Origin of the sequence: Dapis brunnea BLCC-M229 (assembly GCF_050015995.1) — a bacterium.
Taxonomy (GTDB): domain Bacteria; phylum Cyanobacteriota; class Cyanobacteriia; order Cyanobacteriales; family Microcoleaceae; genus Trichodesmium.
This window is the reverse complement of record NZ_JBNHEP010000099.1, coordinates 90877-104228: the sequence shown is the minus strand read 5'-3', so window position 1 is coordinate 104228 and position 13352 is coordinate 90877. Positions and strand designations below refer to the sequence as shown.

General features: G+C 35.9%; 13 protein-coding genes and 1 pseudogene. 12 read left to right on the top strand and 2 right to left on the bottom strand.

Annotation, left to right across the window (positions count from 1 at the left end):
- Positions 1 to 1892 precede the first annotated feature (1892 nt).
- The 7 genes and pseudogenes from ACP6PM_RS12230 to ACP6PM_RS12200 all read left to right on the top strand — a co-directional run bounded on the left by ACP6PM_RS12230 (position 1893) and on the right by ACP6PM_RS12200 (position 8505).
- Positions 1893 to 2117: a zinc ribbon domain-containing protein gene (locus tag ACP6PM_RS12230; RefSeq protein WP_426584933.1), complete on the top strand. Its 225-nt coding sequence runs from the start codon at positions 1893 to 1895 to the stop codon at positions 2115 to 2117.
- Between the two features lie 287 nt (positions 2118 to 2404).
- Positions 2405 to 3319, top strand: a complete 915-nt coding sequence (locus ACP6PM_RS12225; RefSeq protein ID WP_426584931.1) for an MBL fold metallo-hydrolase — start codon at positions 2405 to 2407, stop codon at positions 3317 to 3319.
- Between the two features lie 88 nt (positions 3320 to 3407).
- The gene (locus ACP6PM_RS12220; protein WP_426584930.1) at positions 3408 to 4514 is read left to right on the top strand and encodes a bifunctional riboflavin kinase/FAD synthetase; all 1107 of its coding nucleotides are present in this window, start codon (positions 3408 to 3410) and stop codon (positions 4512 to 4514) included.
- 1124 nt (positions 4515 to 5638) lie between these two features.
- Positions 5639 to 5941 (top strand): RNA recognition motif domain-containing protein, encoded by a 303-nt coding sequence (locus ACP6PM_RS12215; RefSeq protein WP_426584928.1) that lies wholly within the window; start codon positions 5639 to 5641, stop codon positions 5939 to 5941.
- Between the two features lie 446 nt (positions 5942 to 6387).
- Positions 6388 to 6742: pseudogene (locus tag ACP6PM_RS12210) on the top strand (RNA-guided endonuclease InsQ/TnpB family protein); the annotation flags it as partial.
- A gap of 35 nt (positions 6743 to 6777) precedes the next feature.
- Positions 6778 to 7002 (top strand): hypothetical protein, encoded by a 225-nt coding sequence (locus ACP6PM_RS12205; protein WP_426584926.1) that lies wholly within the window; start codon positions 6778 to 6780, stop codon positions 7000 to 7002.
- Between the two features lie 594 nt (positions 7003 to 7596).
- Positions 7597 to 8505, top strand: a complete 909-nt coding sequence (locus tag ACP6PM_RS12200) for an AAA family ATPase (protein WP_426584924.1) — start codon at positions 7597 to 7599, stop codon at positions 8503 to 8505.
- Between the two features lie 901 nt (positions 8506 to 9406).
- On the opposite strand, the gene ACP6PM_RS12195 is transcribed toward ACP6PM_RS12200, so the two are convergent.
- On the bottom strand, positions 9407 to 9835 hold the full coding sequence (locus tag ACP6PM_RS12195; RefSeq protein ID WP_426584922.1) for an AbrB family transcriptional regulator: 429 nt from the start codon (positions 9833 to 9835) through the stop codon (positions 9407 to 9409).
- Between the two features lie 313 nt (positions 9836 to 10148).
- Here ACP6PM_RS12195 and ACP6PM_RS12190 point away from each other — a divergent pair, with 313 nt between their 5' ends.
- Genes ACP6PM_RS12190 through pyrR form a run of 3 tightly spaced genes read left to right on the top strand, consistent with a single transcriptional unit; the run spans position 10149 to position 12222 of the window.
- Positions 10149 to 10592, top strand: coding sequence for an Rrf2 family transcriptional regulator (locus ACP6PM_RS12190; RefSeq protein ID WP_426584920.1), 444 nt, complete (start codon positions 10149 to 10151; stop codon positions 10590 to 10592).
- 47 nt (positions 10593 to 10639) lie between these two features.
- The gene (gene cbiB, locus ACP6PM_RS12185) at positions 10640 to 11695 is read left to right on the top strand and encodes an adenosylcobinamide-phosphate synthase CbiB (RefSeq protein ID WP_426584918.1); all 1056 of its coding nucleotides are present in this window, start codon (positions 10640 to 10642) and stop codon (positions 11693 to 11695) included.
- Positions 11692 to 12222 (top strand): bifunctional pyr operon transcriptional regulator/uracil phosphoribosyltransferase PyrR, encoded by a 531-nt coding sequence (pyrR, locus tag ACP6PM_RS12180; RefSeq protein ID WP_426584916.1) that lies wholly within the window; start codon positions 11692 to 11694, stop codon positions 12220 to 12222. The genes cbiB and pyrR overlap by 4 nt, the downstream gene beginning before the upstream one ends.
- 274 nt (positions 12223 to 12496) lie before the next feature.
- On the opposite strand, the gene ACP6PM_RS12175 is transcribed toward pyrR, so the two are convergent.
- On the bottom strand, positions 12497 to 12643 hold the full coding sequence (locus tag ACP6PM_RS12175) for a hypothetical protein (protein WP_426584914.1): 147 nt from the start codon (positions 12641 to 12643) through the stop codon (positions 12497 to 12499).
- A 116-nt stretch (positions 12644 to 12759) separates the two neighbouring features.
- Here ACP6PM_RS12175 and ACP6PM_RS12170 point away from each other — a divergent pair, with 116 nt between their 5' ends.
- Both ACP6PM_RS12170 and ACP6PM_RS12165 read left to right on the top strand, forming a co-directional pair.
- Entirely contained in the window at positions 12760 to 12888 is a 129-nt protein-coding gene (locus tag ACP6PM_RS12170) for a four helix bundle protein (RefSeq protein ID WP_426584912.1), read from the top strand.
- A gap of 177 nt (positions 12889 to 13065) precedes the next feature.
- The gene (locus ACP6PM_RS12165; protein WP_426584910.1) at positions 13066 to 13281 is read left to right on the top strand and encodes a transposase; all 216 of its coding nucleotides are present in this window, start codon (positions 13066 to 13068) and stop codon (positions 13279 to 13281) included.
- The last annotated feature ends 71 nt before the right edge of the window (positions 13282 to 13352 follow it).

The following is a 13352-nucleotide window of genomic DNA, read 5'->3' as shown; positions in this document are numbered from 1 at the left end:
CTTTTCAAGGAATAGTAATTACCAGCCTGCTTGACTTTTTCTGAAAATATTACTAATTGTACACCACAACCTAATTAGTTATAGGCAATATTTAATTTGGCTAACAGAAACAATATAAATATGGGTAAACTTTAAAAAGTTACATATCTTCTGATTGTGGTCTATATTAATGAAAACCGCAAATTGAGATACTGAGCTAGAATTAAAACTATTGGGGAAAGCAAATAAGATCGCCTTAGCTATCCACAACAAATCTGCTCCCTCCTTCATTTTTATTGCTAAATACTTATAAATATAGTGTCCTTGCGTAAATCTTAAAATCATTTAAGGTTGCTATACTTTGTGAAGGTAATATCAATTCCAGGAGCTTTAGATTAACCAAAAATATTAAAAGGCAATTGCTAATAAACTTGTGAAATAAACATTATTAAATTATTGACTCATCATTTTAGTCTAGACACCGTACTAGTAGTCCTTTTCATTAATTTTGATGGGTAAGCAAATTATTAAATTATAAATAATAAGTTGTTGTGACAAATTACAACCCTTCAGAACTAATGAAACAAACCACTAGTAGTCCTTTTCATTAATTTTGATGGGTAAGCAAATTATTAAATTATAAATAATAAGTTGTTGTGACAAATTACAACCCTTCAGAACTAATGAAACAAACCACTAGAAACAATTAATAATTCTAGTTGAGGGTCAAACTAAATTGAAACAGTCAGAGGCTTGATTAAAATTGAGTCAAAAACAAGGTCAACTGCTAGAAATAACCTGAGATTCCACCATTGCCAAACTAACCTAATTCTCACCAAAATACTTGCTAATCTTATTCTTGCAAGGGGTAAACTAGAACCATAAACACTATCCCAAAATGTGGCCTTTTCAATATTCCCAAGCTGATACTATTACTGAAAAATTCAGGTATAAAGCCTCTCCATTCATGGAGAAAAAGCGCTCGAGAGATCCTGAGGAAACCTAGCCATATCCAATCGACCAAGAGAGCGGTAGTTTAGCACCCCGCATAACGCGCATTAAAGCGGAGCGACTTGAATCGCGGAGCATGACCTAGTGGCGTGTCAAGCTTGAAAATGTGGGTTAAAAAACCTAACCCCCCAACCCCCTTCCCTGCAAGGGAACGGGGAGCAGTCCTCTATGCTCACAGGAGAAGGGTTGAGGGATAGGTCTTCTAGGTTGCTCGCTCAAACACCCACAATTTTAGTCTTGACACGGCACTAGGATGGGATGGCGAGGTTTCACTCTCAATGTAGAACCGCTCTGAAGTGCGCCATATACAATCGACCAAGACAAGAAAAAAAATTCCTTGAGCGCAAATCCTATCTGTTATAAGAAGAGGTAATTATTAATTATTAATTGTTAATTATTAATTATTGAACATACCTAATCAAAACAAAGTGAGTGAAATTAGTGCCTCAATGATAGTAAATTACCTGAAATCATCAGAAGGCCAACACTATAATCTTTGATAGGCGTGCCTGGATGAATAATGAGTATATTATTGTGGTTCAATGCTACAATGATGTACAAATATTAATAGTTTACCCCCATATAAATCTAACTAAGGAGTTAATCATAAATTGCTAGTAATTGAGGCTAAACCAAAAGGCAGTCAAAATCATTAGACTTGTCGCTTTATAAGCTTAAAAATTCCCGAAAGCCTTGTCCTGTAAGGATTATAACTATTAGCAAATAAAAGTACCCAGAATTATTGCTCTGTCTAGGTTTGAGTGATTTTTTCCCTCTATTTAGCGACAACTCTATTACAAAGTCTTAGATGAAATGATTGTTACAGGTCAGTTCATCAGAAACAGTTGTTTGCGTTATTGGATGGATAATAAAAACCTCTTGCGCAATGACTTGCAAAAGCTTTGTTCACAACTAGCAAGTGTTCAAATTGTCCTCAAACTGTCAAAAAATCACTCTCAGTAAGAACTCACAAATTTCCGCATTGCAAGTATATTCCAGACCGTGACCACAAGGCAGCCAGGAAGATTCTAGCAAAGGGATTAGAAATGCTAGGAGTAATAGTCAAAAGTACCGAGGGGTACGCCTCCTTTCCTGCAGAACTGCCTCTTGCAGAGGAGCTGCGCTAACGGAAACTGGGGTAAACCTGAAAGCTAGGGGAGAGTCAGACCTCTGGAGCACGTGATAGCAATATTGCTAATCTAAGTTGTCTTTATGAGCGTAGAATTATCAATGATAAGAATCCCGCATCATAATCTGTGATTTGATGTCGGGAGTATGTCAAGGAAGATAACAGTTAAAATACTATTTAAGTATACATATTTATTCTTAAGGCTAAGCCATTTAGTGGCAAAAACTTGACTCATCAATAAAATCTCCTTGATGGACTCACTGAAGAAATTCTGCGATAAAACTCATGTCGGTTAAACAAAATCAATTCACAATTCAATTTTGGGGCGTAAGAGGCAGTATTGCTTGCCCAGGCACAGAAACAGTCAGATATGGAGGCAACACACCTTGTTTAGAAATGCGAGTTGGTGGACATCGCTTCATCTTTGATGGTGGTACTGGCCTACGAGTTTTGGGTCAATCCCTTCTGTCTCAAATGCCAATAGATGCCCATATGTTATTCACTCACTCCCACTGGGACCACATTCAAGGTTTTCCCTTTTTTGCACCTGCCTTTGTTAAAAGTAATCGTTTCCGTATATATGGGCCAGTTGCTCCTAATGGAGCTACTATTCAACAAAGACTTAATGACCAGATGCTCAACCCTAATTTTCCGGTACCTCTGCAAATTATGGGTGCTGAACTCAAATTTTTCGATCTGGAAATAGGTAAGTCAATTAAAATTGATGATGTACTTATCGAAAATGCTTTGCTTAACCATCCAGGAGAAGCAGTAGGATATCGTGTCAACTGGCAAGGATATTCTGCAGCTTATGTTTCAGACACAGAACATTTTCCCGATCGTCTTGATGAAAATGTTTTATTTTTGGCTCGTCAAGCAGATGTGTTAATCTACGACGCAACCTATACAGATGAAGAATATTACTCGGAAAAATCTAGTAAAATAGGCTGGGGCCATTCTACTTGGCAGGAGGCTGTAAAAATTGCTAAAGCAGCTCAAGTCAAAAAATTGGTGATTTTTCACCATGACCCCCTGCACAATGATGAATTTTTAGATAAGGTGGGAGAGCAAGTAGCTGAAAAATTTCCTAATAGTTTGATGGCAAGAGAAGGTCTATCAATTCAATTAATTCCTCCTGGCAATGGTCAAAAAAATAATTCAGAAGTAAATACTGTAAAAGAAGTTAAAATTTCTGCTTAATTTGAATTTTGTTAGTAAACTAACAAAAAAATTAGACAAAAAAAACTAAATGTGGTAAAAGATGATTAAATAAATGAAAATATAAGGTGTGTGGATAACTTCTTCTTTAGCTACGGCTCTAACTCCAACTACAGTTGCCTTGGGAAACTTTGATGGTTTACATCGAGGACACTGGCAAGTAATTGAACCGATTTTAAACTTAAAGGGCAGATCAAAGTTACTTTATGTCTGTCCATCTGAATTGGCGACAGCTACAGAAGTAGATGAAGGCAAAAAGCTGCAATTGTTTCATCCAGAGTTAAAACTCTCATCATGGCATTGCCAAAGTGAATTGGGTAATAATGATGATGAGCAAGGGCAAAAAATTTATTCCACGGTTGTTACTTTTAATCCTCATCCCCAAGAGTTTTTTAGTGGAAAACCAAAAAAATTGTTGGCTCCAATAGCAGAAAAATTAGCTCTTTTCCAACAAATTGGAGTTGAACAAGTGGTATTATTGCCATTTAATCAAGAATTGGCAGATTTAACTCCTATTCAATTTGTAGAAGAAATTCTGGTAAAACACTTACAAGCAGATAGAGTAAGTGTAGGATGGGATTTCCGTTTTGGACGCAAGAGATCAGGAGATGCAAAAGATTTACAGGCGATCGCTGCTAATTACAATATAGGTGTAACAATTGTACCTCTATATACTTGTGAAAATGGAGAACGTATTAGCAGTTCTATAATTCGTAAAGCTTTAGAAGAAGGAGACCTGAAGAAATCAAATCGTTTGTTAGGTCGCCCCTACAGTTTAGTTGGTCAAGTAGTCCAGGGGCAACAATTAGGTAGAACATTAGGATTTCCTACAGCAAATCTTCAGCTACCACCACAAAAATTTTTGCCTCGTTTTGGGGTTTATGCTGTAGAAGTCTATTTTTCTCGACAGAAGCAACCCCAAGAAATATTTTCTGGCGATCGCCCCTACTTAGGTGTGATGAATGTTGGTTGTCGCCCTACATTAAATGGTTTACAGCCAACTGTAGAAGTTCACTTATTAGACTGGTCTGGAGATTTATATGGTCAAACTTTAACTGTAAATTTAATAGAGTTTTTGCGACCCGAACAAAAATTTGCTTCTCTAGATTTACTGAAAGCTAAAATACATGAAGATTGTAGAATTGCTAGAAGTATACTTACAAATCAAACTATATAATTTTGATAGTTCCCCGCTTATCCATAGACCGAGTTATTCGCCGATCTACCCAATGTGATAAATCTCGGTTACTTCGTTTCTTCTTAGTTGACCAAAGAAAAAGTTCTGATGGACTACTACTAGCTTTTAGTAGTAGTTATAGCTATTATCCTTACTTTTAACCTCAAAAGACTAAATTATAGCATTTTCAAAAAATAATGTTATAGATAAATTGAGTGATTAAAGAACTTAATTTTTGATGTATGTCATGTAAGGATTCAGTTATCAGTCAGATGAAAAATTAACCCTGAGATTGGTGATGAAAAAATACTTAATAGCTGTCAATAGACAAAAAAACAGATAAAAAATGTTAAAGAGGAATCGTTAGAAGCCATGCCTTCTGATTGGTAAATTATATCATGTCCAGATAATTAGGGATAGAACTTCGTTCCGCTCCGCGATCAAAAAACTTTCTCCTGTTTATACCTTCTTTTTCCCCCTCTTCCCTCCTGACTCCTCCCTCTTTATTTATAACTATTCAAGCGGACATGATATAATAACTCCTGAATCCTGTACATCGCCAATCCGACGGCGACCCTATCTGGTTCCTAACTTCTAATAATTTGTAGCAAAAATTTATCAAATTGGTTTGATAAATTAAAATCTAGAGTTAGTTTTCATCCTCATTTGAACATATTACTGTCAACCTTGTTTTTTGTAAGGTAAAAAAAATGGTATTGTGTCAAGGGAAAATAATTTAGTAATGAGTTGATTTTGCCTGAATTTAATTTATTATTCATTTGGAATCAATTATTTCTAGAGCATGATTATGATAATTATGAAAAACTGAAAAAATATAGCAGTCCTAAATTTGAGTTGCAAGATTTGACTGAGAATTTAGTCCAGAGGTTTAATGGAACTTTTATAAAGCTAAAATCTAAAACACTTTACTGCCTATTTTCAGTCGGAGGAAAGTTATAATTTGTATAATTATTAACCAAAACTCTCTATGATAGAATCTAGTTTGAGAATAGGTATAGGTTGCAGTTTTTGCTTTGAGTGATGAGCTTTTTGATGATGTTTCATCTGGCATTGCTGGCCTTCCGAAATCTCTCTACATTACATTCCTATTTTGGAGGTCAATTATGTCAGTTTACGTTGGGAACCTTTCCTACGATGCAACAGATGAAGATATAAAGGATGTCTTTGCTGAATATGGTACTGTGAAGCGAGTTCAAGTTCCTAGTGACCGTGAAACCGGTCGCCCTCGGGGCTTTGCTTTTGTAGAAATGGAGACTGAAGAAGAAGAAGAAGCTGCCATTCAAGCACTTGATGGTGCTGAATGGATGGGACGTAATCTCAAGGTTAATAAGGCCAGGCCACGAGAAGACCGACGCGGTGGCGGCGGTGGTGGCGGTAGAAGAGACCGCTCCTCTCGTGACTACTAAAATCTATTAATCAAATCAAATTCAATTCAAGGGATGGGAATTAATCCTATTCCTTTTATATTTTGAAGTTAATCACAATTTGATTTATGCTTTTTATGATTTGCACAGCGATCGCGCTGATATCTTTAATAAAATAGTCAAATATAGTCATTCATGTTAAATTTATAGACATGAAACTTTAAGACTATGCTAAAAAAATAGAAATAAGTTATCAAAAAACCTGGAGGTGCTTGAAACAAGGAGATTTGACAGGTTATAAATTGCCATCCGGCACGATTATCAGAACTGATGAAGATAATTCAAAGTCTGACTTGATAGCTTGATTTATCAAAATGTTGGCATTTATACCCGCGCTTTCCTGTAAGGAAGCGTCGGGATGAATGCCAATCAATATTGTGCTTTCACATATAATTTGTGAAAATGTAAATGTTGACAGTAAATAGTAGATGGTTGATAAAGCATACAAATTTAGATTTTACCCTACTCCAGAGCAGGAAAATCTGTTGCTCAGGACGTTGGGTTGTGTGCGGCTCATATACAAAAAAGCTTTAGCTGCTAGAACTCAAGTTTGGTATGAGAGACAGGAACGGGTGGGATATGCTCAAACTTCAGCTATGCTTACCAACTGGAAAAAGCAGGAAGATTTAGATTTTCTAGCAGAAGTTAGCAGTGTACCATTACAACAAGGTTTGAGACATTTACAGACTGCTTTCACTAACTTTTTTAGTGGACGCGCTAAATATCCTAACTTTTAAGAAAAAGCGCAATGGTGGTAGTGCTGAGTTCACAAAATTTGCTTACTGAGAAACGCTATAGTTGACCCAGACTATAATGTATTGATTATTGAACACAAAGATCCTCTAGCAAAATTCGGCACTAATTATCTAGAAATTTTGTTAAAAGAACTAGACAAAAAAGTTGAATTTGTTAATCAAAGTGAGAAAAAACAAGATGAATTGATAGAAGACTTAATAGCTATTATTACCTCCTTTTGCTCTCGAATTTACGGAGTGAGTTGGTCAAAAATAAAAACGGAAAAGATTAACCGAGTTGAAGTCTAACCGACAATAATGTTATTAGCTGAAAGATATATTATCAAGAGATGACATCGATTTTGGACTGAGTATAGATAATTGATCTTGGCAATCTAAAAATCTTGATAACTTAGCTAATTATGTAATCTGTTAAAACTTCATTTATGGTCATGGCTATTTGACCTATAATCAAATTGCATTTGTTATTTATTAATGAAAATAGTAGTGTTAATACAAATATATCCCTATAATTTATCATCCTAGAAGTGTTCGGTTAAGAATATTAGGTAGTAGCTCAATAAAAACTATTTTGTGGAAAGTATTTTGATAAATAATCTGCTACTTAAGACTTGATTTAGTTTGAGAATAATAAATAATACCATGCATGAAAAAATAATTTTACAAATAACGAGCTATCATGGTTGGGAAGCTAATTTATAATGTTGGAATATGAAGATTTACTGACTACCTAAAACCTACCATCTACCACCTAATACTATTTCTTTATGAAGCTGTACTTAAAGACCTCGCCGGGTAGGACAGGGTTGAAATAAAAATATAGCGGAGGAGAGAATACGGGTTTATTTGTTTCCATCAAAACATACAGCAAATAATAATTTTATGAAAGAAAGTATTGAAAAACTGAAACAAAATCTCAGTCAGACTATTGTTGGTAAAGAACATGCCATCACATTAGTATTAGTAGCATTACTTTCAGGAGGTCATGTTCTTTTAGAAGATGTTCCCGGTGTAGGTAAAACCTTACTAGCGAAATCTCTAGCTTATTCGATCGCTGGAAAGTTTCAGCGAATTCAATGTACTCCTGACTTACTACCTACCGATATTACTGGTACTAATATTTGGAACCCTCGTAGTGGGGAATTTGAATTTCTACCCGGTCCGGTGTTTGCCAACGTACTATTGACAGATGAAATTAATCGTGCAACACCCCGTACTCAATCTGCTCTATTGGAAGTAATGGAAGAAAAACAAGTTACTGTAGATGGGGTTTCACGTTCTGTTCCTGACCCATTTTTTGTCATTGCAACTCAGAACCCAATTGAGTATCAAGGTACATTTCCACTGCCAGAAGCACAAATGGATCGTTTTACTTTATCTCTGACATTAGGCTATCCTACAGAGTCGGAAGAACTTCAGATGCTACAAAGAATCTCTGAAGGTTCAGGGGTCAGTACACTAAAAGCTTGCATTACTTTGGAGGAAGTACAAGAGTTACGTCGTTTGTGCAGTTTGGTAAAAGTAAATGAGTTTTTGCAAAAATATATTCTCAGCTTAGTTAGAGCAACAAGGGAAGATGAAGAAATTACACTAGGTGTTAGTCCTCGTGGAACGGTTGCTTTGCACCGAGCAACTCAAGCTTTAGGCTTTCTCACGGGAAGAGATTATGCTATTCCTGATGATGTGAAGTTTCTTGTTCCTTATGTGCTTTCCCATCGCTTGATAACAGCAGGGGGAAAACGTACTCAAACAATTATGGAAAGATTACTGGGTTCTGTCACAGTTTCCTAGTTTTAGTTTTTGATGACTATAGTTAATAGCCGAGCAATAGACATCTCCAGAAAAGAGGGAACAGGGAACAGGGAACAGGGAACAGGGAATAGGGAGGAGGAATTGATAATTTATGGATAATAATTGACTTTACTTTTTATTTTTGGAGATGTCTAATTTACAAATTAAAAAACTTACTAAATTAAGTATAACGGGAATGAGACTAATCCTAATCTATTCAAGCTCATTCCTTTGACAGCTTGACTACCTCAGCATTCGCTTACCTCTTACAAATGAAATATATTAATAAAGAGAACAAAAAGGCTGAATTTTGACAAACAATAGACTTGTCGCTTTATAACTAAAAAAAACTGGCAAACCCAACTCAAGTAAGAATTTTAGCTATTCCAAATTTAAAACGTCTGGAATTACTGCTGTGTTTTAATTTGAGCGATTTTTTCCATTTATTTAGCGACAATTCTAATTTATGCAAACCATCTAATTTTTCAATATCAATATAGGAATAAATAATAGATTAGGATGTAACTACCTTTTTTGAATTTGGTATTAGGGAGAGTATTTTCAGCTTCTTCTCTATCTTCATTGTAATTGAAACACATCCTCGACCAGAATTAATTCCACACTGATACTGGCGTTTGCTTCTTGCCTTTTGCGGAATAACTGCGCTACAAAGATGTGGGGTAACTCCGGCGAGGAAGCTAATAACCGTCATAAATTTCACTTCTACTAGCAAATATTCATTGTGCAAAAGCTAATTCTGCCTTGCTTTCGTTAATTATTAATAAAGGAAAGCATTCAGCAGCTCAAGCAAAAATTGCTTGCTTGTTTTTATCCCTGCTCTGAAAGAGACAGGGATTTCAATCTTGCTTTTCGGTAAATATGTGAATTATGTAGCCTTAACTTAAAATGTTCCTGCTGATACTGCTTCTTCTTCTTCTTCCTCTTCTTCTTCTGCCTCTGCCTCTACTTGACGCAAATGAATATGTTTACGTCCCAAGGAAATTTCAAACTCATCTCCAGGCTGTAAATCCATTTGTTTAGTATAAGCAGCACCAATTAATAAATTACCATTGGATTGTACACTAATCTTATAACTAGCAGAACGTCCGCCACGTCCATTACCATTTTGTTTTCCATCTAACTCAATACCCTCAGCATCAATCAAGGCATTCAAAAACTTCATCATGTTGACTCGTTCAACACCACTTTTAGTAACAGTGTAGTAGCCACATTCTCTAGCTTTCTCTTCTTTACTTTTTTTATCTAACTCTTTGACTTTTTCAAGTAATTCTTTCCCTTGTAAGGGTTCAGGATTTTTCTTTTTACCCATGTTTTTAGTCCTATAACACTTTACTACAGTTATCAACTTTTGTCTTAGCTTGTTTAACTTCCAAGAAACAATAGCTTGATATTTGCTTGTAAAACTATATTACACTAATTATGTGAAAAATTCACATATTTGATTAAATTTTTCAGACAATAATCTAAGAATAGAAATTTATTACACTCAGCAATCATCTATATAGTATGTAATATCAGCATTGAACTATCAACTATTAACTATTAAGGAGTTTAGTTGAATGGCCATTTGATATAGTTGCAGCTATAAATTACTTTAGCCTCTTTTAATTAATAACAATACAATGAAGTTAACTACTCGTGGACATTACAGTGTTAAGGCACTTTTAGATTTAAGCTTACAACAAAGTAATACTCCAGTATCTGTCAAAGAAATAGCACTACGTCAAGACATACCTCTAGCCTATCTTGAAAAGTTATTAATAGATATGCGTCGTGCAGGTTTAGTTGTATCATTTCGTGGCGCTCAAGGTGGATATCAACTAGCTAAATTACCAGCTCAAATATCTCTAGGAGAAATACTAGAATCTGTTGGTGAAAGAATCGAACCTTTGCCTCGATATGCTCCTGATACTAACCAGGCAGAAGACTGGGTTACTTATTCTATCTGGCATCGACTACATAAAAAACTTTCTGAAGCTCTTTACAATATTTCCCTAGAAGACTTATACTACGATGTCCGTAGTTGGCAAGCTGTAGTAGGAGAAGAAACAAGTTTTGTTGTTTAGTTTTTGATAGCTTGACTATAAAGTTGTGAAAGTTGATCGGCATTTAGATGATTGACAATGATTATTCACTAAAACAAATTTATAATTATTTAATTTCTGTGACTTATAACTATAGCTTCATTGTTGTTTTTATAGCTGCTTGCTTAGATTATTTGATTGGCGATCCTTGGAGTTGGCCACATCCTGTCAAGGTCATGGGTTGGATAATTACTCATTACACTCAACTGATTTTTCAACTCAGTAAACATCGTAGAGAGAACCTCCCTGCACTTATACTGAGATTGCTAGGTATTTTATTGGCAGTAGCTCTTGTTTTCGGTAGTGGAATTATCAGTTGGTTAATTTTTCAAGCTTTACGAATAAATTTTGTCCAATTTCCTTTATTCACAGTAATATTAGAGAGCATTCTATTAGCTAGCTGTTTTGCTGGTAAAAGTTTAAATGCCGCAGCTAAAGACGTACTTCAACCTGTCGTAAATGGTAATTTAATTCAAGCACGTCAAAAATTAAGTTTATATGTAGGTAGAGATACAGAAAACTTATCAATTTCAGAAATATTTCGTGCAGTTTTAGAAACAGTCACAGAAAATGCTACAGATGGAGTAATAGCACCATTATTTTATGCTTTAGTAGGAGCAATAATACCTAATGTAGGCAGTGTACCTTTGGCCTTTGCTTACAAAGCTGCCAGTACATTAGACTCAATGGTAGGCTATAAAGAAGCACCCTATACCGATCTAGGATGGTTTAGTGCGAAACTAGAAGACGTTTTAACCTGGCTACCTTGTAGGTTAAATGTGCTGACTATAGCATTTCTCTCTGGCAAACCTCTATACGTTTGGAGAATATGTCAAAGGGATGCAGTGAAAGACCCAAGTCCTAATGCTGGTTGGAGTGAGTGTGCTTATGCTGCAACATTAGGGGTGCAAATGGGTGGTGCAAATTCTTACAAGGGGGTGGTTAAAAATAAACCACTATTGGGAGACGCCACTCATCCAATTACACCAGAAACGATCGATCGAGCATTACGGTTAACTCGGTACTGCTTTTTAATATGGTTGGGATTGTTTTTTATCTGTTATTTGTGGTGGGTAAATAAATGAGCAATACAGTAGAAATTTTATCAGCAAAGGAGTTACGACGTACTGTTACTCGTCTAGCTTCCCAAGTAATTGAAAAGTCAGGAGATTTATCTCAACTGGTATTATTAGGTATTCATACCAGAGGAGTTCCACTAGCAAAAATTTTGGCAAATCAAATTGAATTACTAGAACAAGTTAAGGTACCTGTGGGAGCATTGGATATTACTTTTTATCGCGATGACTTGTATCAAGTGGGAATGCGAACACCAGCTAAAACAGAAATTCCTGTGGATATTACTGGTAAGATTGTGGTGTTAGTTGATGATGTGATTTATAAAGGTCGAACAGTACGAGCTGCTTTGAATGCAGTTGTGGAGTATGGTCGCCCAGAAGTAATTAGATTAGTTGTTTTGGTGGATAGGGGTCATCGGGAGTTGCCTATTCATCCAGATTTTACAGGTAAAAAATTACCTACTGCTAAGGAGGAGCAGGTGAAGGTTTATGTGCAAGATATTGATGGGAGGGATGGGGTGGAGTTATTTAGGTAGATAGCAAGTTTTCAAAGATATAGCTTTAAGCATTCAGCATTCAGCTTAAGTCAAAAGTATTGGTTGTAAAGGATTTCAATTTTATTAATTTCCCAACACTTTTTTGTAGTGCTATATCTAATAAGGTTATATTATAGACCTAATATGGCTCGAACAAAGCGACCGTCCCAACGCCATGGACCAAAATTAAAGCAGATAAACAATACAGCGCTTTTGCTGATACATGACCTCACGTCACAACCAAAACCTTGTAGGGAAGTTCGATGGAACTTCTCTACTGTGGTCTACTAATTATGAAAACCGCTGTAAACTCGCCTGCTTGTGCTTTTTCCACCACCTTACTTTCGTCAGCCACATTTTGCCGTAGTTTAGTAGGGATGCGATCGCTCCAGTAGAACAAGCTAGAACCATTGGTAAGCATTCAGCAGTCAGCTATCAGCTATCAGTTTCATTACCTTTAAAGGAGGAAAAAGCAATTGAGAGATTTCAAAGAATTAAAAGAATGGGTAAGAGCTTATCAGTTAACCTTAACAGTAAGTGCGAGCTAAATCTACATTTCCCGCCACAGAATTGTATGGGTTGACAACTCAAGCTCATCGTTCTTGTGCTTCAATTCCTGCAAATATTGCAGAAGGATGTGGTAGAAATGGAGATGCAGAACTATGACAATTGCTATGGTTTCAACCAGTGAGCTTGAGTATCATCTTTTACTTGCTCGCGACCTGAATTTAATCAAAGCTTAGACTAGACGAATCTCTGGTTAAAAATTTACTAGAGGTTAAACGAATACTTGCTTTATAGAAGCCATTTGGGATCTTTCTGAAAGACTATAATGGATAGAAAATGCCATACTCTAGTAGCTTGACAGATGAGGAGTGGGTTCTAATTGAACCCCTGTTACCCAAAAAGAAAAGAACTAAACCCCCCAAATGGACTAAAAGAGAAATATTGGATGGTGTTCTCTACCAACTTAAGAATGGCTGTAACTGGTGTGATTTACCCAAGGATTTACCTGCTTATTCGACGGTATTTTGGCACTACAAACAATGGCGAGATTAAGGGGTAATTGAGAAGATTAGAGATGTTTTACATGGACAACTGCGTCAAAAGGTTAAAAAAAAAGCTAAATG

What these genes read in the sequence shown, in the direction of transcription:
- ACP6PM_RS12225 (WP_426584931.1), top strand. Translation starts at nt 2,405, where the DNA reads ATGTCGGTTAAACAAAATCAATTCACAATTCAATTTTGGGGCGTAAGA.
- ACP6PM_RS12215 (WP_426584928.1), top strand. Translation starts at nt 5,639, where the DNA reads ATGTCAGTTTACGTTGGGAACCTTTCCTACGATGCAACAGATGAAGAT.
- ACP6PM_RS12200 (WP_426584924.1), top strand. Translation starts at nt 7,597, where the DNA reads ATGAAAGAAAGTATTGAAAAACTGAAACAAAATCTCAGTCAGACTATT.
- ACP6PM_RS12195 (WP_426584922.1), bottom strand. Translation starts at nt 9,835, where the DNA reads ATGGGTAAAAAGAAAAATCCTGAACCCTTACAAGGGAAAGAATTACTT.
- ACP6PM_RS12190 (WP_426584920.1), top strand. Translation starts at nt 10,149, where the DNA reads ATGAAGTTAACTACTCGTGGACATTACAGTGTTAAGGCACTTTTAGAT.
- cbiB (WP_426584918.1), top strand. Translation starts at nt 10,640, where the DNA reads ATGATTGACAATGATTATTCACTAAAACAAATTTATAATTATTTAATT.
- pyrR (WP_426584916.1), top strand. Translation starts at nt 11,692, where the DNA reads ATGAGCAATACAGTAGAAATTTTATCAGCAAAGGAGTTACGACGTACT.
- ACP6PM_RS12175 (WP_426584914.1), bottom strand. Translation starts at nt 12,643, where the DNA reads ATGCTTACCAATGGTTCTAGCTTGTTCTACTGGAGCGATCGCATCCCT.
- ACP6PM_RS12165 (WP_426584910.1), top strand. Translation starts at nt 13,066, where the DNA reads ATGCCATACTCTAGTAGCTTGACAGATGAGGAGTGGGTTCTAATTGAA.